The 20,540-nt window shown below is 71.0% G+C and carries 19 protein-coding genes; 15 read left to right on the top strand and 4 right to left on the bottom strand.

Annotation, left to right across the window (positions count from 1 at the left end; genetic code table 11):
• Positions 1-7 precede the first annotated feature (7 nt).
• From ACFQZY_RS08195 to ACFQZY_RS08185, 3 genes are all read left to right on the top strand, one after another.
• Positions 8-1,030, top strand: coding sequence for a sensor histidine kinase (locus ACFQZY_RS08195; protein WP_377414938.1), 1,023 nt, complete (start codon positions 8-10; stop codon positions 1,028-1,030).
• Positions 1,031-1,038: 8 nt separating this feature from the next.
• A complete protein-coding gene (locus ACFQZY_RS08190) occupies positions 1,039-1,773 on the top strand; it encodes a LytR/AlgR family response regulator transcription factor (protein ID WP_377414935.1) in 735 nt (244 codons plus the stop codon).
• Between the two features lie 67 nt (positions 1,774-1,840).
• Positions 1,841-2,320: a hypothetical protein gene (locus ACFQZY_RS08185; RefSeq protein WP_377414932.1), complete on the top strand. Its 480-nt coding sequence runs from the start codon at positions 1,841-1,843 to the stop codon at positions 2,318-2,320.
• Between the two features lie 84 nt (positions 2,321-2,404).
• On the opposite strand, the gene ppc is transcribed toward ACFQZY_RS08185, so the two are convergent.
• Complete coding sequence (gene ppc, locus ACFQZY_RS08180; protein ID WP_377414929.1) at positions 2,405-5,227, bottom strand: phosphoenolpyruvate carboxylase; 2,823 nt, start codon at positions 5,225-5,227, stop codon at positions 2,405-2,407.
• A gap of 101 nt (positions 5,228-5,328) precedes the next feature.
• Here ppc and hemC point away from each other — a divergent pair, with 101 nt between their 5' ends.
• Genes hemC through ACFQZY_RS08160 form a run of 4 tightly spaced genes read left to right on the top strand, consistent with a single transcriptional unit; the run spans position 5,329 to position 9,357 of the window.
• Positions 5,329-6,234, top strand: a complete 906-nt coding sequence (hemC, locus tag ACFQZY_RS08175; RefSeq protein ID WP_377414926.1) for a hydroxymethylbilane synthase — start codon at positions 5,329-5,331, stop codon at positions 6,232-6,234.
• Positions 6,235-6,239: 5 nt separating this feature from the next.
• Positions 6,240-7,019 (top strand): uroporphyrinogen-III synthase, encoded by a 780-nt coding sequence (locus ACFQZY_RS08170; protein WP_377414924.1) that lies wholly within the window; start codon positions 6,240-6,242, stop codon positions 7,017-7,019.
• On the top strand, positions 7,016-8,086 hold the full coding sequence (locus tag ACFQZY_RS08165; protein ID WP_377414921.1) for a uroporphyrinogen-III C-methyltransferase: 1,071 nt from the start codon (positions 7,016-7,018) through the stop codon (positions 8,084-8,086). The genes ACFQZY_RS08170 and ACFQZY_RS08165 overlap by 4 nt, the downstream gene beginning before the upstream one ends.
• A gap of 17 nt (positions 8,087-8,103) precedes the next feature.
• Positions 8,104-9,357, top strand: coding sequence for a heme biosynthesis protein HemY (locus ACFQZY_RS08160; RefSeq protein WP_377414918.1), 1,254 nt, complete (start codon positions 8,104-8,106; stop codon positions 9,355-9,357).
• A gap of 68 nt (positions 9,358-9,425) precedes the next feature.
• Here the strand turns inward: ACFQZY_RS08160 and ACFQZY_RS08155 are convergent, their stop codons facing one another.
• The gene (locus ACFQZY_RS08155; RefSeq protein WP_377414915.1) at positions 9,426-12,545 is read right to left on the bottom strand and encodes an Rne/Rng family ribonuclease; all 3,120 of its coding nucleotides are present in this window, start codon (positions 12,543-12,545) and stop codon (positions 9,426-9,428) included.
• 529 nt (positions 12,546-13,074) lie between these two features.
• Between ACFQZY_RS08155 and ACFQZY_RS08150 the strand changes: the two genes are divergently transcribed.
• From ACFQZY_RS08150 to ACFQZY_RS08135, 4 genes are read left to right on the top strand one after another with little or no spacing between them, the layout of a single operon-like run.
• On the top strand, positions 13,075-14,058 hold the full coding sequence (locus ACFQZY_RS08150) for an RluA family pseudouridine synthase (RefSeq protein WP_377414912.1): 984 nt from the start codon (positions 13,075-13,077) through the stop codon (positions 14,056-14,058).
• Positions 14,036-14,698 (top strand): HAD family hydrolase, encoded by a 663-nt coding sequence (locus ACFQZY_RS08145; RefSeq protein ID WP_377414909.1) that lies wholly within the window; start codon positions 14,036-14,038, stop codon positions 14,696-14,698. The genes ACFQZY_RS08150 and ACFQZY_RS08145 overlap by 23 nt, the downstream gene beginning before the upstream one ends.
• Before the next feature lie 6 nt (positions 14,699-14,704).
• On the top strand, positions 14,705-15,079 hold the full coding sequence (locus ACFQZY_RS08140; protein WP_377414906.1) for a Rieske (2Fe-2S) protein: 375 nt from the start codon (positions 14,705-14,707) through the stop codon (positions 15,077-15,079).
• A complete protein-coding gene (locus ACFQZY_RS08135; protein WP_377414903.1) occupies positions 15,076-16,077 on the top strand; it encodes a S49 family peptidase in 1,002 nt (333 codons plus the stop codon). The genes ACFQZY_RS08140 and ACFQZY_RS08135 overlap by 4 nt, the downstream gene beginning before the upstream one ends.
• A gap of 9 nt (positions 16,078-16,086) precedes the next feature.
• Here the strand turns inward: ACFQZY_RS08135 and ACFQZY_RS08130 are convergent, their stop codons facing one another.
• Both ACFQZY_RS08130 and ACFQZY_RS08125 read right to left on the bottom strand, forming a co-directional pair.
• A complete protein-coding gene (locus ACFQZY_RS08130; RefSeq protein WP_377414900.1) occupies positions 16,087-16,845 on the bottom strand; it encodes an SAM-dependent methyltransferase in 759 nt (252 codons plus the stop codon).
• The gene (locus ACFQZY_RS08125) at positions 16,842-17,450 is read right to left on the bottom strand and encodes a Maf family nucleotide pyrophosphatase (protein ID WP_377414897.1); all 609 of its coding nucleotides are present in this window, start codon (positions 17,448-17,450) and stop codon (positions 16,842-16,844) included. The genes ACFQZY_RS08130 and ACFQZY_RS08125 overlap by 4 nt, the downstream gene beginning before the upstream one ends.
• Before the next feature lie 25 nt (positions 17,451-17,475).
• On the opposite strand from ACFQZY_RS08125, the gene ACFQZY_RS08120 reads away from it, so the two are divergent.
• From ACFQZY_RS08120 to ACFQZY_RS08105, 4 genes are all read left to right on the top strand, one after another.
• Positions 17,476-18,018 (top strand): YceD family protein, encoded by a 543-nt coding sequence (locus ACFQZY_RS08120; protein ID WP_377414894.1) that lies wholly within the window; start codon positions 17,476-17,478, stop codon positions 18,016-18,018.
• Positions 18,019-18,161: 143 nt separating this feature from the next.
• Entirely contained in the window at positions 18,162-18,344 is a 183-nt protein-coding gene (gene rpmF / locus ACFQZY_RS08115) for a 50S ribosomal protein L32 (RefSeq protein WP_093376052.1), read from the top strand.
• Positions 18,345-18,461: 117 nt separating this feature from the next.
• On the top strand, positions 18,462-19,511 hold the full coding sequence (plsX, locus tag ACFQZY_RS08110) for a phosphate acyltransferase PlsX (RefSeq protein WP_377414891.1): 1,050 nt from the start codon (positions 18,462-18,464) through the stop codon (positions 19,509-19,511).
• Positions 19,512-19,520: 9 nt separating this feature from the next.
• Positions 19,521-20,498 (top strand): beta-ketoacyl-ACP synthase III, encoded by a 978-nt coding sequence (locus ACFQZY_RS08105; RefSeq protein WP_377414888.1) that lies wholly within the window; start codon positions 19,521-19,523, stop codon positions 20,496-20,498.
• The last annotated feature ends 42 nt before the right edge of the window (positions 20,499-20,540 follow it).

The following is a 20,540-nucleotide window of genomic DNA, read 5'->3' as shown; positions in this document are numbered from 1 at the left end:
GATGCCGATGGAGGAACCCCAAATTTTATCGACCTTCAACGATCCGCCGGCCCGCCGTGGCCGCGTGCTGGTCTTCGATGCCTGCCATGTCGGCGTGGTGCTGCGTGCCGTCCTGTTCGTCGAGGCGGCGGTGGGCGTCGCCGTCATGTTCGGCGCGCAGGGACCGTTCGACTGGGTCTCGCGGCTGGCCCTGGCCAGCGGCAGCGCGCTGCCGGCCACTCTCGTGTGGCTGCTCGCGGCCTGCAGCCTCAAGCGGGTGCTGGCCCGCCTGCCGGCCCCGGCGCAGCACGCCTGCGGCGTCGGCCTCGGGGCGCTGGCCGGCCTGTGGGGCGGCGCGATGCTGGCGCTGGCCGACCCGGGGGGGCCGGCGCCCTGGCTGTCCACGGCCTGCGCGGGGGCCTTGCTGTCGGCGCTGCTGGTCGCTGCCCTGGAGTGGCGGGCCCGAGGCCGTACGCCGGCTGACACCGCGGCCCGGCTCGCGGAACTGCAGGCCCGCATCCGGCCACATTTCCTGTTCAACACCTTGAACACTGCCGTCGCCCTGGTCCGCCAGGACCCCGCGCGCGCCGAGGCGGTGCTGGAGGACCTGGCGGACCTGTTCCGTCAGGCGCTGGCCGATCTCGGCGAGTCCGTCACCCTGTCCGAGGAGGTCGCGCTGGCGCGGCGCTACCTGGCGATCGAGGAGGTCCGCTTCGGCGAGCGTCTGCGGGTCGAGTGGGTGCTGGACCCGCGGGCGGGCGACGCCCGGGTGCCGCACCTGCTGCTGCAGCCGCTGGTGGAAAACGCCGTCAAGCACGGCGTCGAGCCCAGCGACTGCGGCGCCCAGGTGCGGGTGCGGACCGAGCGCCGGGGCGACTCGGTGGTGATCGAGGTGGCCAACACCGTGCCCGCGGGTCCCGGCCCGCAGGGAAACGGGTTGGCACAAGAGAACGTGCGGCGACGCCTGGCGCTGCTGCATGACGTGCGTGCCCAGTTCCGGGTCACGCGAAGGGAAGGCTCTTATCAGGTGAGGATGGAGATACCGGCATGAAGACCGCTATGCAAGTACTTGTGGTGGATGATGAAACGCTGGCGCGCGCGCGCCTGCGCACGCTCCTGGAGGACTGCCGCACCCCGGCAGCCGCGGTGGCCGGCGAGGCCGGCAACGCCACCCAGGCCATGGAAATGCTGCGCCGCCAGCGTTTCGACCTGCTGCTGCTGGACGTGCGCATGCCCGGCGCCGACGGCGTGGCCCTGGCCCAGGCGCTGCGAGGCATGCCGGAGCCGCCGCCGGTGGTGTTCGTGTCCGCGCATGCGGACCATGCGGTGGAGGCCTTCGAGGTCGACGCGGTGGACTACCTCACCAAGCCCGTGCGCCTGGAGCGACTGCAGCAGGCGCTGCAGAAAGTGGAGCGCGTGGCGCAGTCCGCCCGGGTGGCGCCGGTGGAGACTCCGTTCGACCACGTGGTGATCCAGGACCGTGGGCACGTGGTGCGGCTGCCGCTGCACGAGATCCTCTACTTCAAGGCCGAACTGAAGTACGTGACCGTACGCACGGCGGGCCGAAGCTACATCCTCGACGGTGCACTCACCGAGCTCGAGGAGCGCTATCCCGGCCAGTTCCTGCGCATCCACCGCAATGCCCTGGTTGCCCTGCGCTGCCTGCGCGCCCTGGAGCGGCAGCTCGATCCGGAGGAGGGGGAGGGTTGGGCTGTGCGGATCGATGGGGTGCCGGAGCGTCTGGCGGTGTCGAGGCGCCAGTTGGCGGCGGTACGGGACGCCCTGACACGCTGAACGGGGAACTCATCAGTTCCGGTTGCGACTCAGGGGCTGACCGCGCGCATCGCGGAAGGTGTCGGCCATGCCCCTGTCGTCCATCACCCAGTTCTTCAGAAACTTCGGTTCCGGCCATGCTTCGTCGGACGCGAAGGGTGTTTCCACCCCGCAGGCGGCGGTCAAGGCCGCCAAGCCGCATCCACAACTCGGAGTCGCGGGCCAACTGCCCGGCGTCCAGGCGACGCCGACATCGTATCTGCGGCTGACGAACGAACGTGGGACGGGAAATCCGGGAAAGCCCCTGACCGAGCGCCATGTCCTGTATGAGTCGGGCGCGCGCTTCGGATTCAAGAAGCCCGAAATCAATGCCCTGGCCGACCGCCTGGAAGCCCTTCTCGCGTCCAACGGGAACGAGGTCGTGGACCGCAAGGACTTCGAGGAGGTTCTGGGCAATGTCCTGCGACGGTTCCAGGGCAGTTCGGAGGGCGTCGACTCGGCTGCCGCGGGACAGGTGATCCGTTCGGTTGCGATGACGTCGTTTCCCGGCTGGATCAAGGAGTCGTAGCACCTCCCCCCTCCTCACCCAAGGGCGATGCGGGCCTGGTGATGCTCGAGTGAGCGTGACCAGCCCGCTGGCGGGAACACGAAGTCAACCCGTGTTCCGCAGCCCCGCCGCGATCCCGTTGATCGAGATGTGGATGCCCCGCTGCACCCGCGCATCCGCCTTGCCCTCGCGGTAGCGGCGCACCAGCTCCACCTGCAGGTGGTGCAGGGGATCGATGTAGGGAAAGCGGTGGCGGATCGAGCGTTGCAGCGCCGGGTTGTTCGCCAGCCGCTGCTTCTCCCCGGTGATCTGGGCCAGGGCGTCCGCCGTGCGGTGCCACTCGGCTTCGATTGTGGCAAACACCCGCTTGCGAAGGCGGGCATCGCCCACCAGTTCGGCATAGCGTGAACCCAGGGCCAGGTCGCTCTTGGCGAGCACCATGTCCATGTTCGACAGCAGGGCGCGGAAGAACGGCCACTGCTTGTACATCTTCTGCAGCAGGGCGAGGCCCTCTTTCCGGGTCTGGCCTTCGGTCTCGTGCAGGAAGGCGTGCACCGCCGACCCGAAGCCATACCACCCCGGCAGCGTCAGCCGGGACTGGCCCCAGCTGAAGCCCCACGGAATGGCCCGCAGGTCCTCGATGCGCTGGTTCGACTTGCGCGAGGCCGGGCGCGAGCCGATGTTCAACTCGGCGATCTCGCGGATCGGTGTGCCGGCAAAGAAGAAATCGGTGAAGCCGGGCGTCTCGTAGACCAGTTCGCGGTAGCTGCGCATGCTGGCCTGCGACAGGGACTCCGCCGCCGCCAGGAAGGCGCGAGGCGCCGGCTTGGTGGGCTGCAGCAGCGTGGCCTCCAGGGTGGCGGCCACCAGGGTCTCGAGGTTGCGCCGGCCGATCTCGGGGTTGGCGTACTTGGAGCCGATCACCTCGCCCTGCTCGGTCAGGCGGATCTGCCCGCGCACCGTGCCCGGGGGCTGGGCCAGGATGGCCTCGTAGCTGGGGCCGCCCCCGCGGCCCACCGTGCCGCCGCGGCCATGGAACATCCGAAGCTGGATGTCATGGCTGTTGGCGAGCTCGTCGAACAACTGCACCAGCGCGATCTCGGCGCGATAGAGCTCCCAGTTGCTGGTGAAGATGCCGCCGTCCTTGTTGCTGTCGCTGTAGCCCAGCATGATGTCCTGCTCGCCGCCGGAGCGGCGCACCATGGCGGCGATGCCGGGCAGGCCGTAGAACTCGCGCATGATCGGCGCGGCGTTGCGCAAGTCCTCGATGGTCTCGAAGAGCGGCACGACGATCAGTTGCGCCAACGCCTTGTCGTCCAGCGTGCCCGTGAGCAGCCCCACTTCCTTTTGCAGCAGCAGCACTTCGAGCAGGTCGCTCACCGTCTCGGTGTGGCTGATGATGTAGTGGCGGATCGCCTGCGGGCCGTACTGCCCGCGCATCTGCAGGGCCATCTGGAAGATGGCCAGTTCGGCCTGGGTGTGGGGCGAGTAGGTGGCGCCCACCACACGCAGCGGGCGTGCATCGCAGAGCAACTTGACCAGCAAGGCGCGGCGTGCCTGTTCCTCCAGCTTGGCGTACGCGGGCTCGACGCGGGCGGCGGCCAGCAGCTCGGCGACCACCGACTCGTGCTGGTCTGAACTCTGGCGCAGGTCCATGGTGGCCAGGTGGAACCCGAAGACTTCCACCGCGCGGATCAGGGGCGCCAGGCGCTGGTCGACCAGCGCCGCGCCGTGGGCGGCCAGCAGAGAGTCGCGGATGGTGCGCAGATCGGCCAGGAAGTCCTCGGCGCGCAGGTACGGGTTCTGCGGGGCCAGCGCGTGGCGCGCGGCGTCGCCGCCGGTGAACTGCTTGAGGGTGGCGGCCAGGCGCGCGTACATTGCCGCGAGGGCGCGCCGATAGGGTTCGTCCTTGCGGTGTTCGTCGGTGTCCGGCGAGCTGTCGGCGAGGGCCTGCATCGCCGGCGTGGGCGTGACCAGCATGGCCGATTGCGACAGCTCGCTGCCGAGCCAGTGCACCTCGGTCAGGTAGTGGCGCAGGGCCACCTCGGACTGCCGGCGCAGCGCCAGCTCCAGGGTCTGCGCGCTCACGTTGGGGTTGCCGTCGCGGTCGCCGCCGATCCACATGCCCATGCGAAGGAAGCTGGCCACTTCGTTCTGACCCAGCTCGCGCTCGAGGCTGGCATAGAGCTTGGGGATCTCGCGCAGGAACGTGGCTTCGTAGTAGGACAGCGCGTTCTCGATCTCGTCTGCCACCGTGAGCTTGGTGAATCGCAGCAGGCGCGTCTGCCACAGCTGCATGACCCGGGCGCGGATCTGCGCCTCGTTGGCAGCCAGCTCACGCGGTGCCAGGGCGTCCTTGGGCAGGGCGCGTGCCTTGATCTCGTCGCGTGCGGTCAGGAGGTGCGCGATGTCGCGTTCCGCGTCGAGGATGCTCTTTCGCTGGACCTCGGTGGGGTGGGCCGTGAGCACCGGAGAGACATAGCTGTGGGCCAGTGTCTGGGCAATGGTGCGCGGGCTGATGCCGGCCCAGCGCAGGCGGGCCAGCGCCACGTCGATGCTGCCCTCGTGGGCGTCGCCGGCGCGCTCGTGGATGATGCGGCGGCGGATGTGGTGCCGGTCCTCGGCCAGGTTGGCCAGGTGGCTGAAGTAGGTGAAGGCGCGGATCACGCTCACCGCCTGCTCGCCGGAGAGCGACTTGAGCAGCGTCTTCAGCGCCTTGTCCGCTTCGTGGTCGGCGTCGCGCCGGAACGAGACCGACAGCTTCCGGATCCGTTCGACCAGCTCGAAGGCGTCCAGGCCCTCCTGCTCGCGGATCACGTCGCCCAGGATTCGACCGAGCAGGCGGATGTCTTCGACCAGGGGTTTCTCGTTGTCGCGGGCGCGGCGGCTGGCCGAGGCGACGGGCGAGGGCGGGGCGCTGGCAGGCATGGAATTCCTCCGGGAGTGGCTGCTTATTTTTTTGGCAGTCGCCATGCTAGCATCGCCCGTTCACCTCCCCATCCCCGAACAGTTCCGAACAGGTTACGACGTTGAGCAAGCTGGTCATCGCCACCCGTGAGAGCCGCCTGGCACTCTGGCAAGCCGAACATGTGCAGTCGCTGCTGCAGGCCCGCGGCCACCAGGTGGGCCTCCTGGGCATGACCACCAAGGGCGACCAGATCCTGGATCGCAGCCTGAGCAAGGTCGGGGGCAAGGGCCTGTTCGTCAAGGAGCTCGAGGTGGCCCTCGAGGAGGGCCGTGCCGACCTGGCCGTGCACTCCCTGAAGGATGTGCCGATGGACCTGCCCGAGGGCTTCACGCTCGCCTGCGTGATGGAGCGGGAGGACCCGCGCGATGCCCTGGTCTCCAACCGTTTCCAGAGCCTGTCCGAGCTGCCCCCGGGCAGCGTGGTCGGCACCTCCAGCCTGCGCCGCGTCGTGCTGCTGCGTGCCCTGCGTCCGGACCTGCGCATCGAGCCCCTGCGAGGCAACCTCGACACCCGCCTGCGCAAGCTCGACGACGGGCAGTACGAAGCCATCGTGCTGGCGGCCGCGGGCCTCAAGCGCCTGGGCCTGGCCAGCCGCATCCGCCAGGTCTTCGACCCGTCCGAGATGCTGCCCGCCGCGGGCCAGGGCGCCCTGGGCATCGAGACGCGCACCAGCCGCCCCGAGGTGGCCGGCGCCGTCGCGCCGATGGCGCACATGCCCACGTGGCTGGCCGTGTCGGCCGAGCGCGCCGTCAGCCGCGCCATGGGCGGCAGCTGCTCGATGCCGCTGGCCGCGCACGCGGTCTTCACCGGCGGTGACACCCTGCACTTGCGCGCCGCCTGGGGCGATCCCGAGGGCGGTGCCGCGCTGGTGCGCGTGGAGGCGAGCGAGTCCGTCGCGACCCTGGAGGCTGCCGCCCGCCTGGGCGAGCAGGTCGCCGCGCAACTGCGCGCCGGCGGCGCGCGCTGAGCGTCGTGAGCGGGCCCGCCACGCCCGGCCCTGTGCTGGTCACCCGGCCCGCGCAGGACGCGGGTCGCTGGGTGGCGGCGCTGCAGGCTCAGGGGCTGCCGGCCCGTGCCCTGCCCCTGATCGAGATCGCGCCGCCGCCGGATGCTGCGCCCCTGGCGGACGCCCGTGCGGCGCTGCCTGGATACGCCATCGCCATGTTCGTCAGCGCCAATGCGGTGCAGGGGCTGCTCGGCGACCGGGTCGCCTGGCCTGCGGGCACGCGGGCCTGGGCCACCGGCCCGGGGACCCGCGCCGCCCTGCTGGCGGCGGGCGTGCCGGCTGCCCAGGTCGACGCTCCCGCGGGCGACGCCGCCCAGTTCGATTCCGAAACGCTGTGGCAGCAGGTGCGGGGTCAGGCGACCCGCGGCACGCGCGCCCTGGTCGTGCGTGGCGGCGACGCCGAGGGGCAGGCCACAGGACGCCCGTGGCTCGCCGGGCAACTGGCCGATGCCGGCGCCCGGGTCGATACCGTGGTCGCCTATGTGCGCCGGATGCCGGCCTGGGACCACGCGCAGCGCGCGCTGGCGCGGGAGGCCGTCCGGGGCGCCGGCTGGTGGCTTTTCAGCAGCTCGGAGGCGGTGGGCAACCTGCGCCAGCTGCTGCCCGGTGAGTCGTTCGGCGCGGGCCGCGCCTTGTGCACGCACCCGCGGATCGCGCAGGCGGCGCAGGAAGCAGGCTTCGGTGTGGTGGCGCAGACACGGCCCGTCGTCGAGTCGGTGGCGGGCTTCCTACAATCGAACGCATGACCGACCCGACCCCCAGCGAAGGCGCGCCCGCCGCCGACGTCGCCGCCCGGCCCGTGCCGGAGCCTGCCGCCGCGCGCGAGGGGGTGCCGGTTCCCCGTCCGCTGCTCTACGCGCTGGTGGTCCTGGTCGTGGCGGCCCTCGCGGCCGCCGGGCTGCTGTGGCAGCGGCTGGGGAGCATCCAGGAGCAACTTGCCCGCCAGAGCGCGGATTCCGGCGCCACCTCCATCGAGGCGCGCACGCTGGCACGCCAGGCCCAGGAGCAGGTGCGCGAACTCGCCGCTCGCCAGGCGGTTGCCGACACCAAGCTCAGTGAGGTCTCGCTCCAGCGCGCCCAGCTCGAGGATCTGATGCAGAGCCTCAGCCGCTCCCGCGACGAGAACCTGGTGGTGGACATCGAGGCCGGCCTTCGCCTCGCGCAGCAGCAGGCCCAGCTCACGCTCAGTCCCGAGCCGCTGCTCGCCGCCCTGCGCGCCGCCGACCAGCGCCTGGCCCGCGTGAGCCAGCCCCGGCTGGCGCGCGTGCGCGCCGCCATCGCCCGCGACATGGACCGGATCAAGGCCGCCGCGGTCGCCGACGTGCCGGCCCTCCTGATACGCATCGACGAACTCGCCCGCAGCCTCGACGACCTGCCCGTGGCCAATGCCGTCGGCCCGGGCGCTGCGGCGGCCCAGGCGCGCCGCGAGGGCGCGCCCGCCGCTCCGCGAACCTGGTGGGAGCGTGCGCTGGGCACGGTGTGGGAGGAGGCCCGCGGCCTGGTGCGTGTCAGCCGCATCGACCAGCCCGAGGCCATGCTGGTCTCGCCCGAGGAGTCCTTCTTCCTGCGCGAGAACCTCAAGCTCAAGCTGCTCAACGCGCGCCTGTCCCTGATGGCCCGCCAGACCGACCTGGCCCGCGCCGACCTCGCCACCGCGGCGGCGGCGCTGGCACGCTACTTCGACCCCTCCGCCCGCCGCACCCAGGCCGCCGCCGCCGTGCTGCAGCAGCTGCAGGCGCAGCTGCGCTCCGTGGACCTTCCCCGCATCGACGAGACCCTGGCCCTGCTGGAAGCCACGGCCGGCGGACGCTGACCCGAGGCACGACGCCCATGCGCGCAGCCCTTTGGTTCCTGGCCCTGTTCGGCGTCGCCGTGGCCATTGCCCTGTTCGCCGGCAACAACCAGGGCACGGTGACCCTGTTCTGGCCGCCCTACCGGATCGACCTTTCCCTCAACCTCGTGCTGCTGCTGCTGGTCGCGGCCTTCGTGTTCCTGCACGCGGCGCTGCGGGCGCTGGCCGCGCTGTTCGACCTCCCGCGCCAGGCGCTGCGCTGGCGCAACCAGCGCAAGGAGCGCGACCTGCATGGCCTGGTGGTCGATTCCACCGCCCACCTGCTCGCCGGCCGCTTCCTGCGGGCCCGCAGGCTGGCCGAGGCCGCCCTGGCCCAGGAGCAGTCACTGGCGGCCTCCGGCGTGCGGTTGCCGCATGCCGAGCCGCTTCGCGCGATGGCGCACCTGCTGGTCGCCGAGAGCGCTCAGGCCCTTCAGGACCGCGCGGCGCGCGAGCAGCACCTGCAACTGGCGCTCGCGCCCTCGAACTCGCGCGAGGCCCTGGCCATGCGCGAGGGCGCCCTCATGCGGGCTGCCCGCTGGGCCCTCGACGACCGGGAGCCGCAGGCCGCCAGCGCCTGGCTCGCCGAACTGCCGCAGGGCGCTGCCCGGCGTACGCTGGCCCTGCGCATGAAACTCAAGGCCGCCCGCCTCGAGCGCCAGTCCTCGGACGCGCTCGAGACCGCGCGCCTGCTCGCCAAGCACCACGCCTTCTCGCCGGCTGCAGCCCAGAGCATCGTGCGCGGCCTGGCGACCGACCTGCTGAACGACGCGCATGACGTGGCGCAGCTCCAGCGCGCCTGGGAGTCGCTGGAGCCGGCCGAGCGGCAGATGCCCGAGCTCGCCATCCACGCGGCCCTGCGCATGGCCTCGCTCCAGGGGGACGCGCAGCTCGCGCGCGACTGGCTGCTGCCGGTGTGGGAGCAGCAGGAACACCTGTCCGAACCGCTCAAGGTGCGCCTGGTGCGCGCCCTGGAGGCTGGCCTCGACTCCATCGACGGCGCCTGGCTCGCCCGCTTCGAAGCGGCGCAGCGCGCCAACCCGCGCGATGCCACCCTGCAGTACCTGGCGGGCATGGCCTGCATGAAGCGACAGCTCTGGGGCAAGGCGCAGCAGCTGCTCACGCAGGCGGCCCTCGGCCTGCAAGACGCCGAGCTGCATCGCAGTGCCTGGCGTGCCCTGGCCCTGCTCGCCGAGGACCGCGGCGACGGCGTGACCGCGGCGCAGGCGTGGAAGCGGGCCGCCACCGAGTGAGGCTGTCGACCTGAGCGAGCAAGAAAAAAGCCCGGCAGCGCCGGGCTTTTTTCCATCCTCAGGGGGGGTCAGCCGTTCGCGGCTTCGAAGGGCAGCTTCACCTGGGTGAGGTCGCGGCGGGTTTCCACCAGGACCAGCGGGCCCTCATCGACCACGACGACGGGCGGGCGCTCGCGCGGCACGTGTACCGGCTTGGGCTCGGCGGCGATGGCGGCCTGGACGGCGGCGACCTTCCCGGCGTCGGAGTTGACCCACTGCAGGCCGGACTGCTCCGCCACCTGGACCAGCTCGCTGACCGGCAGCTCGAAGCGGCTCACGCGCGGCAGGCCGCCGGTGGACGGCGCTGCTGCGGCGGCGGCCACAGGGGCAGCCACAGGGGCGGGGGCTGCAACGGGTGCGGGTGCGGGCGCCGGCGCGGCGGCTTCGACAGGCGCGACGGGCGCCGCAGCGGCGGCTGCCGGGGCCGCCTCTTCCTCGGCGACGAAGCCGGTCGGGTAGCGCGGGCGGCGCGGTTCGTCGCCGTCGCCCTCGGCGGCGTCCGCCTGCGCGGGCGCCGGGGCGGCCGACTCGTCGCGCGGGGCACGCTCGCCGCGCTCGCGGCGGTCACGGCCGTAGCGGTCACGCGAACGGCGGCGGCCTTCGCCGCCCTCGGCGCCTTCGGCCTCGGGGCGGGCGGTCACGGCCTCGTCGGACGGGGTCGCAGCGGCGTCCACCGGCGCCATGGCGTCAGCCTGGGGCAGCTCGCCTTCTGCAGCGGGGGCATCGTCACGTGCCGGGCGCTCGCGGCGCTCGCCGCGCTCACGACGGCCCTCGCCACGCTCGCGGCGGCCTTCACCGCGCTCGCCGCGCGGTGCGCGGGCCTCGGGGGCGTTGGCGTCGGACGCGGTCTCGGCCACCGGCGTGCCCTCGGTCAGGGCTGCGGCGTCGGCCGGCACGCCGTCGCGCGGCGGACGGGCCTCGCGCGGCTCGCGGGCTTCACGTGGCTGGCGGGGCTCACGGGCCTCGCGCGGCTCACGGGCCTCGCGCGGCTCACGGCCTTCGCGCGGCTCACGCTGTTCACGCGGCTCGCGGGCTTCCCGGGGTTCGCGGCCCTCGCGCGGTTCGCGGGCTTCGCGACCTTCGCGGGACTCACGCGGCTCCCGGCCTTCGCGGGCCTCGCCACCCTCACGACCGCGGCCTTCGCCGCGTTCGCCACGGCCGCGGCCACGCTCACCGCGGTCACCGCGGCCTTCACGCGCCGGCTGCTGCGTGCCCTCGGCCCCTTCGGCTGCGGGCGCGCCTTCGCGGCGCTGGTCGCCGTCGCGGCCACGGCCTTCACCGCCACGGCCTTCGCCACCGCGGCCACCTCGGCCGCGGCCACGTCCACGGCCATCGCCGCGGTCACCGCGGCCCTCGCGCTTGTCCTCCTGGGCCGCCTTGGCGGGCTCGGCCGGCGCCGGCGCGGGCGCGGCGGCAGGCGCCACGCCGAACAGGCCTTTCAGCCAGGCCAGGAAGCCGGTCTCGGCAGGCACCGCCGGGGCCGGTGCGGGGGCCGGCGCCGGGGCCTTGGCCACGGGCTCCGGCTTGGGCGGCACCACCGGGGCGGGCGCGTCGGGCAGCACGCCCTTGATCACCGGCTCCTGCTTGTTGGTGCGCTCCTGCGACCGGCGGGTCACCGTCGTCGGGTCCTCGACCTCCACGGCCATCTTGTAGCTGGCCGCCAGGCTGTCCAGGCGCGGGTCGTCGTGCTTCAGGCGCTCGAGCTTGTAGTGCGGCGTGTCCAGCGACTTGTTCGGGATCATGATCACGCTGATGCGTTGCTTCAGCTCGATCTTGGCGATCTCGGTGCGCTTCTCATTGAGCAGGAAGGAGGCGACTTCCACCGGCACCTGCACGTGCACGGCGGCGGTGCTGTCCTTCATGGACTCTTCCTGGATGATGCGCAGGATCTGCAGCGCCGAGCTCTCGGTGTCACGGATGTGGCCGTGGCCGCCGCAGCGCGGGCAGGGGATCGACGCGCCTTCCGACAGGGCCGGGCGCAGGCGCTGGCGGCTCATTTCCATCAGGCCGAACTTGCTGATGGTGCCGAACTGAACGCGGGCGCGGTCCTGGCGCAGGGCGTCGCGCAGGCGGTTCTCCACCTCGCGGCGGTTCTTCGACTCCTCCATATCGATGAAGTCGATGACGATCAGGCCGCCCAGGTCACGCAGGCGCATCTGGCGGGCCACCTCGTCGGCGGCCTCCAGGTTGGTGCGGGTGGCGGTTTCCTCGATGTCGCCGCCCTTGATGGCGCGGGCCGAGTTCACGTCCACCGAGACCAGGGCTTCGGTGTGGTCGATCACGATCACGCCGCCCGAGGGCAGCTTGACCTCGCGGGCGTAGGCCGACTCGATCTGGTGCTCGATCTGGAAGCGCGAGAACAGCGGGGCGTCATCGCGATAGCGCTTGACCTTGCCCGCATGCTCCGGCATCACGTGCGACATGAACTGCTGCGCCTGCTCGTAGATGTCGTCGGTGTCGATCAGGATGTCGCCGATGTCGCCGTTGAAGTAGTCGCGGATGGCGCGAATGACCAGCGAGGACTCCTGGTAGATCAGGAAGGCGCCCTTGCCGCCCTTGGCGGCGCCGTCGATGGCGGTCCACAGCTTCAGCAGGTAGTTGAGGTCCCACTGCAGCTCGGGCGCGCTGCGGCCGATGCCGGCGGTGCGCGCGATGATGGACATGCCGTTGGGGTACTCCAGCTGGTCCATCGCCTCCTTGAGCTCGGCGCGGTCATCACCCTCGATGCGGCGGCTCACGCCACCGCCACGCGGGTTGTTCGGCATCAGCACCACGTAGCGGCCGGCCAGGGAGATGAAGGTGGTCAGGGCGGCGCCCTTGTTGCCACGTTCTTCCTTCTCGACCTGGACCAGCAGTTCCTGGCCTTCCTTGATCACGTCGTTGATCTTGGCCTGGGAGACGGAGACGCCGGGGGCGAAGTACTGGCGGGAGATTTCCTTGAACGGCAGGAAGCCGTGGCGGTCTTCGCCGTAGTCGACGAAGCAGGCCTCCAGCGAGGGCTCGACGCGCGTGACGACGGCCTTGTAGATGTTGCCCTTGCGCTGCTCGCGCCCTTCGATCTCGATTTCGTAGTCGAGGAGCTTCTGCCCGTCGACGATGGCCAAGCGGCGTTCTTCTGCCTGCGTGGCGTTGATCAGCATACGCTTCATCGCGTCACCTTTTGTATGTCAAACATCCATGCGACCCCATGGGGGTCCACGATGCCTGGCGAGGCTTCGAAGCGAGAAGGAATTGCCGGAGGGACGTGCGCGGGCCGGGAGAACTATCTCGGCGGGCGGGTCCAGGGCGCGTGGATGGGCACGAGAGGGTGGCGGCCGCATTGGCGCCCCTGGTACGCCAGGGCGCGGGCCCGGGCAGGTCCCGCGCGGGTGGCGCGGGCGACGGCGGGCGGCACGCCGGCGGCCGGGCGCCACAGCGCCAGCCACAGGATCCGCAAGATCGCCATCAACACAGGTGTTCTCGTTTCAATCCGGCCGCAAGCCAGGAGGCTGGCGGCCTTGGGTATTCCGTATCGGTGCTTCGAAGTCTTGCCGCTTCCGGTGCTGCGGGGGGCCATCGCAGGCTCTGGCCTGGGATTCTCCCGCCCGTCAAACGCCAGTGGCATCGACCTGCCAGCGGGCCGAAGTGGTGGGTGGACTAAACTTCCAAGAAAAATCAACCACTTACGGCATCGCGCTAGTGAAACACATTATAGGGGCCGAAAACCCCGCGCCGACGGCCCAGGTTCGCAGCGTCATCGTCGACGACGAATCGGCCGGCCAGCGTCTGGACAACTTCCTGATCCGCCACCTCAAGGGCGTCCCCAAGACCCACGTCTACCGCATCATCCGCTCCGGCGAGGTGCGGGTGAACAAGGGCCGCGCCGCGGCGGACACCCGCGTCGAGGCCGGCGATGTCGTGCGCGTGCCGCCGGTGCGCGTGTCGCAGCAGGCTGTACTGAAAAAGGACAAGCCGGTGCCCGCGCGCGACTTCCCGGTGCTGTTCGAGGACGACCATCTGCTCGCCATCGACAAGCCCGCCGGCGTGGCGGTGCATGGCGGCAGCGGGGTGAGCTTCGGCGTCATCGAGCAACTGCGCCAGGCCCGCCCGGGCGCGAAATTCCTGGAGCTGGTGCACCGCCTGGACCGCGAGACCTCGGGCATCCTGCTGGTGGCCAAGCGCCGCTCGGCCCTGACGAAGCTCCAGGACCAGTTCCGCGAGCGCGAGACCGGCAAGACCTACCTGGCCCTGGCCGTGGGCGACTGGCCCGCGAGCAAGAAGGTGATCGACGTGCCCCTGCACAAGTACCTGCAGGCCGACGGCGAGCGCCGCGTCAAGGTGGTCGCCAAGGACGACCCGGACGGCATGCGTTCCATCACCCTGGTGAAGGTGGCGCGGCGCCTGCCGGGCTTCTCGCTGCTGGAGGTGACCATCAAGACCGGCCGCACCCACCAGATCCGCGTCCACCTGGCCTCGCAGGGCCACCCGATCGCGGGGGACGACAAGTACGGGGACTTCGAGTTGAACAAGTCCCTTCAGAAGCAGGGCCTGAAGCGGATGTTCCTCCACGCCTGGCGTTTACAGTTCAACCATCCCGCCTCGGGCGAGCGCATCGAACTGCTCGCGCCGCTGCCCCCCGACCTCCACAGCTTCGCACCCCATGACGCGTCCGCGCCGGTTTGACCTCATCGCCTTCGACTGGGACGGCACGCTGTTCGATTCCACGGCCATCATCGTGCGCTGCATCCAGCGCGCGGTGGTCGACGTCGGGGGCCGGAAGCCTTCCGACCAGGCCGCGGCCTACGTGATCGGCATGGCGCTGACCCAGGCCCTGGCCCATGCGGCGCCCGACGTGCCGCCCGAGAAATACCCCGAGCTGTCGGCCCGCTACCGCCATCACTACGGAGTCCACCAGGACGACCTGAGCCTGTTCGAGGGCGTGCTGCCGCTGCTGTCGCAGCTGCGCGAGCGCCACCACTGGCTGGCGGTGGCCACCGGCAAGTCGCGCCAGGGGCTCAACGAGGTGTTGCGGACCGTGGAGCTCCAGGGCATGTTCGACGGCAGCCGCACCGCGGACGAGACCGCGGGCAAGCCGCATCCGCGGATGCTGCACGAGTTGATGCGCGAGTTCGGCGTGGACCCGGAGCGCACCCTCATGATCGGCGACACCACCCACGACCTGCAGATGGCGCGCAACGCCGGTTGCGCCAGCGTCGGCGTGAGCTACGGCGCGCACGAGCCGGACGCCTTCCACGAGCTGGGGCCTCTGCACATCGCCCACTCGGTGCGCGACCTGCACCAGTGGCTCGAGGACAACGCCTGAGGCGCCATGGACAGCGTCGCCATCGCCCTGTGCAATTCCGGTGACCTGGTGGACAGCGGCCTGGCGGTGCCCTTCGACGTGGTCTTTGCCGGCCAGACCTGCCGCGCCTTCGCGATCCGCTACCGCGGCCAGGTCCATGCCTACCTCAATCGGTGCACGCATGTGGCGATGGAGATGGACTACCAGCCCGATCGCTTCTTCGACGACACCGGGGACTGGCTCCTGTGCGCCACGCACGGGGCGGCGTACCGGCCCGACAGCGGGCAGTGCGGCGGCGGGCCCTGCCGCGGCGGCCTGGTGAAGATCGCGCTGAGCGAGCAGGATGGCGTGGTGCGCTGGCATACTGCCTGGAACCTGCAACCGGTCACTTTCGACGTATGAACGACCCCCTGCCGCCCGACGAGGCGGCTCCGCCTTCGCGCAGCCCTGCGCCCGAAACCAACTCGCCCGCCAGTGGCTGGGAGCGCGACACACTCGAGCGCCTGATGTTCGCCACGCTGCACGAGCAGCGCCAGGCCCGCCGCTGGCGGACCTTCGTGCGCCTGGCCTGGCTGGCCTTCTTCGTGGTGATCGCGTGGGTGGCCCTGTACCGCGGCGGCCCCAGCGCCGCCGAGAAGGCAATGCCGCATACCGCGGTGGTGGAGATCCGCGGCGAGATCGCCTCGGGCTCGGACGCCAGCGCCGAATCCGTGGTGTCCTCGCTGCGCGCCGCCTTCGAGGATATCGGCGCCCAGGGCGTGGTGCTGCTGATCGACTCCCCCGGCGGCAGCCCGGTGCAGGCCGGCATCATCAACGACGAGATCCGCCGCCTGCGCGCCAAGCACCGCAAGCCGGTCTATGCGGTGGTCGAGGAAACCTGCGCCTCGGCCGCCTACTACATCGCCGCGGCGACCGACCAGATCTTCGTGGACAAGGCCAGCCTCGTCGGCAGCATCGGCGTGCTGATGGATGGATTCGGCTTCGTCGGCCTGATGGACAAGCTCGGCATCGAGCGCCGCCTCATGACGGCCGGCGCCAACAAGGGCTTCCTCGACCCCTTCAGCCCGCAGACGCAGCAGCATCGGCTGTTCGCGCAAGGCATGCTGGACCAGGTGCACCAGCAGTTCATCGACGTGGTCAAGCATGGCCGCGGCGATCGCCTGAAGGAGACACCGGAGCTTTTCAGCGGCCTGGCCTGGACCGGCCAGCAGGCCATCGAGCTGGGCCTGGCCGACCGCCTGGGCAACCTCGACTTCGTCGCCCGCGAGGTGATCAAGGCCGAGGACCTGGTGGACTACACCCGCCGCGACAACGTCGCCGAGCGCCTGGCCAAGAAGTTCGGCGCCGCGATGGGGCAGGGCGCCATCCAGGCCTTGCGGGAGGGCGCGCAGCTTCGCTGAGGCGGGGCCTCAGCGGCCGATCGCGAACACCGCGGGGCCGTCGCCCACGCCTTCCTGCCCGGCCTGCTTCCACCCACGCACCGGCAGGCTGCGGGTGCGGGCGGTGGGCAGCGTGAGGCCGGTGCTCACTGCCAGGCGCGTCTCCGGCCTGAGGGCCTGCAGCAGCGCCCCGAACAGCGCCGCGTTGCGATAGGGCGTCTCGATGAACAGCTGCGACTGGCCCGTCTTCATCGCCAGCGCCTCCAGCTCGCGAATGCGCTGCGTGCGCTGCGCCGCGTCCTGCGGCAGGTAGCCGACGAAGGCGAAGTTCTGCCCGTTCAGGCCGCTGGCGGCCAGCGACAGCAGCAGGGAGGAGGGGCCCACCAGCGGGATCACCTCCAGCCCGAGGTCGTGGGCGGCGCGCACCACCGAGGCCCCCGGGTCGGCCACCGCCGGCATGCCGGCTTCGCTGATCAGGCCCATGTCGTGGCCGGCCAGCGCGGGCTGCAGCAGCGGGCGGGCGTCGAAGCCTGCGCCGGTGTCCCCCTTCTTGTGCAGCTCGCGCGGCATCTCCACGATCTGCTGCTGCTGCAGGGGCGCGGCCAGCGGATGCAGCTCGCCGATGCGCTTGAGGCAGGCGCGTGCGGTCTTGGCGTTCTCGCAGATCCAGTGGGTGAGGGCGGCGGCGGCCGACAGCGTGGCCTGCGGCAGCACGTCGCCGATCGGCGCCTGGCTGTCGCAGCCGAAGTCCAGCGGCGCCGGCACGAGGAACAGGCGTGCGCGCGTCATCCGAGCAGCCTCACGCCCGCAGCGCGCAGCATGCGGCAGGTGCGAATCAGCGGCAGGCCCACCAGTGCCGTGGGGTCGTCGTTGTTGATGGATTCGAGCAGGGCGATGCCCAGGCCCTCGCTCTTGGCGCTACCGGCGCAGTCGTAGGGCTGCTCGGCGCGCAGGTAGTTCTCGATCTCGGCGTCGCCCAGGTCGCGGAAACGCACCTTCACGGCCGCCAGGTCCACCTGCTCGAAGCCGGTCGCCTGGCACACCACGGCCAGCGCGGTCTGGAAGACGACGGTGCGACCGCGCATGCGTTGCAGCTGGTGCACGGCGCGTTCGTGGGTGCCGGGCTTGCCGAGGGGCTCACCGTCGAGGTCGGCCACCTGGTCGGAGCCGATCACCGCGGCGTCCGGGAACTTTGCCGCCACGGCGCGGGCCTTGGCCAGGGCCAGGCGGCGTGCCAGTGTCTCGGGCGGTTCGCCGGGCAGGGGCGTCTCGTCGACCTCGGGCGAGGCGACGCCGAAGGGAATGTTCAGGCGCGACAGCAGTTCGCGCCGGTAGCGCGACGTCGACCCGAGCACGACTTCGCGGCTCGGGGTCAGGTCAGGGGTCTCGGGCATGCGGCGATTCTCTTACACTGCCCGGATGCCCAAGGAGTTCACTGCCCAGCGCCTCGACATCAAGGCTTTCGCCGAGGAGGGCGCCCAATTGAGCGGCGCCAGCACCCTCGGCGCGCACGAGCGCCTGCTGGCCGAGACCGAGGGGCGCGGCGCCGAGCTGCCCCTGCACTGGTCCGCCCGTGGCGAGCTGCGCAACCCGCGCGGCGTCAAGCCCGAGGTCTGGCTGCACCTGCAGGCCAGCGCCACGCTGCCCCTGGCCTGCCAGCGCTGCCTGGCGCCGGTGGACGTGGCCGTCTCGGTCGACCGCTCCTTCCGCTTCGTCGCCGACGAGGCCACCGCCCTCGCCGAGGACGACGAGAGCGAGGAGGACCTCCTGGTCCTCGCCCGCAGCTTCGACCTGCTGGAGCTGGTCGAGGACGAACTGCTCATGGAGATGCCCCTGGTCCCCCACCACGCGGTGTGCCCGGAGCCGGTCAGGTTCAGCGCCGAAGATGCGGATTTCGAACACGAAAGTCCGCGTGCCAACCCCTTCGCCGTGCTGAGCAAGCTCAAGCCCGGCAAGTCGTGACTGGCCGGCCGGCGGGACTTGGGCTATAATCGTGGGCTTTTGTGCGACTGACCTGGTGAAGTTGAGCCGGGGGCGTTGCTTTTTCACCCACCCTATTCACGTTTCTGCCCCCGGGGCAGCGCGTATTTTTCCAGGAGCCCGTCATGGCCGTTCAGCAGAACAAGAAGTCGCCCTCCAAGCGGGGCATGCACCGCTCGCACAACGCCCTGAATGTGCCGGGCATCGCCGTCGAGCCCACCACGGGCGAAACCCACCTGCGTCACCACATCAGCCCGAACGGCTTCTACCGTGGTCGCCAGGTCCTCAAGACCAAGAACGAAGCCTGAGCTTCTTCCTGAATCCCGAAGGGCCCGGTGCCGCTCGCGCGGCATGTCGGGCCCTTTGTTTTGCCGGTGCGTCCGCGGCCTCACGCCGAGGCCGGCGGACGCTCTGGAGTTGATCCCATGACGATTCTGGCTGTCGATTGCATGGGGGGTGACCACGGCCCCCGCATCACGCTTCCCGCCTGCCGCCGATTCCTCGACCAGCACCCCGACGTCCAGCTCCTGCTGGTCGGCCAGCCCGAGGCCCTGAAAGGCTTCGTGCATGAACGCGCGCGCATCGTGCCCGCCTCCGAGGTGGTGGCCATGGACGACGCGGTCGAGGTGGCCCTGCGCCGCAAGAAGGATTCGTCCATGCGCGTGGCCATCCAGCAGGTCAAGCAGGGGGCGGCGCATGCCGCCGTCTCGGCCGGCAACACCGGCGCGCTGATGGCGCTGGCGCGCTACCTGCTCAAGACCGTGGATGGCATCGACCGCCCGGCCATCGCCTACCCCATGCCCAATGCCAAGGGCGGCGCCACCACCGTCCTCGACCTGGGCGCCAATGTCGACTGCACCGAGCAGCACCTGCTGCAGTTCGCGGTGATGGGCTCGGCCCTGGTGTCCGCCCTCAACAACGATGACGCACCCAGCGTGGGCCTGCTCAACATCGGCGAGGAGGAGATCAAGGGCAGCGAGGTGATCAAGCGCGCCGGCGAGCTGCTGCGCGCGGCGGGCCAGTCCGGCGACCTGAACTTCCGCGGCAACGTGGAAGGCAACGACATCTTCAAGGGCACGACCGACATCGTCGTGTGCGACGGCTTCGTGGGAAACGTCGCCCTCAAGACCAGCGAGGGCCTGGCGGCCATGGTGGCCGGGTTCCTGCGCGAGGAGTTCTCGCGCAATGCCCTCACCAAGCTCGCCGCCCTGGTGGCGATGCCGGTGCTCAAGGCCTTCAAGCACCGTGTCGACCACCGCCGCTACAACGGCGCGGCCCTCCTGGGACTGCGTGGCCTCGTCTTCAAGAGCCACGGATCGGCGGACGATTTCGCGTTCAGCCAGGCCCTCAACCGCGCGTATGATGCGGCCCGAAACCAACTGCTGGAGCGGGTCCAGGCCCGCATCGCGCACGCCCGCCCGCTGCTGGTGGGCGAAGCCAGCGCGCAAAGCGCCGAGGCCCCGTCGGCCTCCTGACGGAGAGACATGACACGCTATTCCCGCATCGCCGGCACCGGCAGCTTCCTGCCCCCGCGCCGCGTGACCAATGCCGACCTGGCCGCCGAACTGGCCCAGCGCGGCATCGAGACTTCGGACGACTGGATCGTCGAGCGCACCGGCATCCGCGCGCGCCACTTCGCCGCGCCCGAGATGACCACCAGCGACCTGGGGGCCGAGGCCGCGCGTCGCGCCCTGCAGTCCGCCGGCGCCGCCCCCTCCGACATCGACCTGATCATCGTTGCCACGTCCACGCCGGACATGGTGTTCCCCTCGGCTGCCTGCATCCTCCAGCACAAGCTGGGCATCGCCGGCTGCCCGGCGTTCGACGTGCAGGCCGTGTGCAGCGGCTTCGTCTACGCGCTGACCGTTGCCGACTCCATGATCAAGACCGGCGCCGCCAGCAAGGCGCTGGTGATCGGCGCCGAGGTGTTCTCGCGCATCCTGGACTTCAACGACCGCACCACCTGCGTGCTGTTCGGCGACGGCGCTGGCGCCGTGGTGCTGGAGGCCTCGGACACCCCGGGCATCCTGGCCACCGACCTGCATGCCGATGGCAAGCACGTGGACATCCTGTGCGTGCCGGGCACCGTCTCGGGCGGCCAGGTCAAGGGCAACCCGCTGCTGCAGATGGACGGCCAGGCCGTCTTCAAGCTGGCGGTGGGCGTGCTCGAGGACGCGGCCCGTGCCACGCTGGCCAAGGCCGGCCGGCAGGACAGCGACATCGACTGGCTGATCCCGCACCAGGCCAACATCCGCATCATGCAGGGCACCGCCAAGAAGCTGAAGATGCCGCTGGACAAGCTGGTCGTCACCGTGGACCAGCATGGCAACACCTCGGCGGCCTCGATCCCGCTGGCGCTGGACGCCGCGGTCCGCGAAGGCAAGGTCAAGCGCGGTGACACCCTCATGCTCGAGGGCGTGGGCGGCGGCTTCACCTGGGGCGCCGTGCTCCTCGACTTCTGAACGGCGGCCCCGAGGGGCCGCCCTTCCAGCCTTTCCATCCAC

This window comes from Ramlibacter sp. GCM10027632, from assembly GCF_042675325.1.
Classification (GTDB): Bacteria; Pseudomonadota; Gammaproteobacteria; order Burkholderiales; family Burkholderiaceae_C; genus Ramlibacter.
The sequence above is the reverse complement of the archived record's forward strand: the minus strand, read 5'-3'. Positions and strand labels throughout refer to the sequence as shown.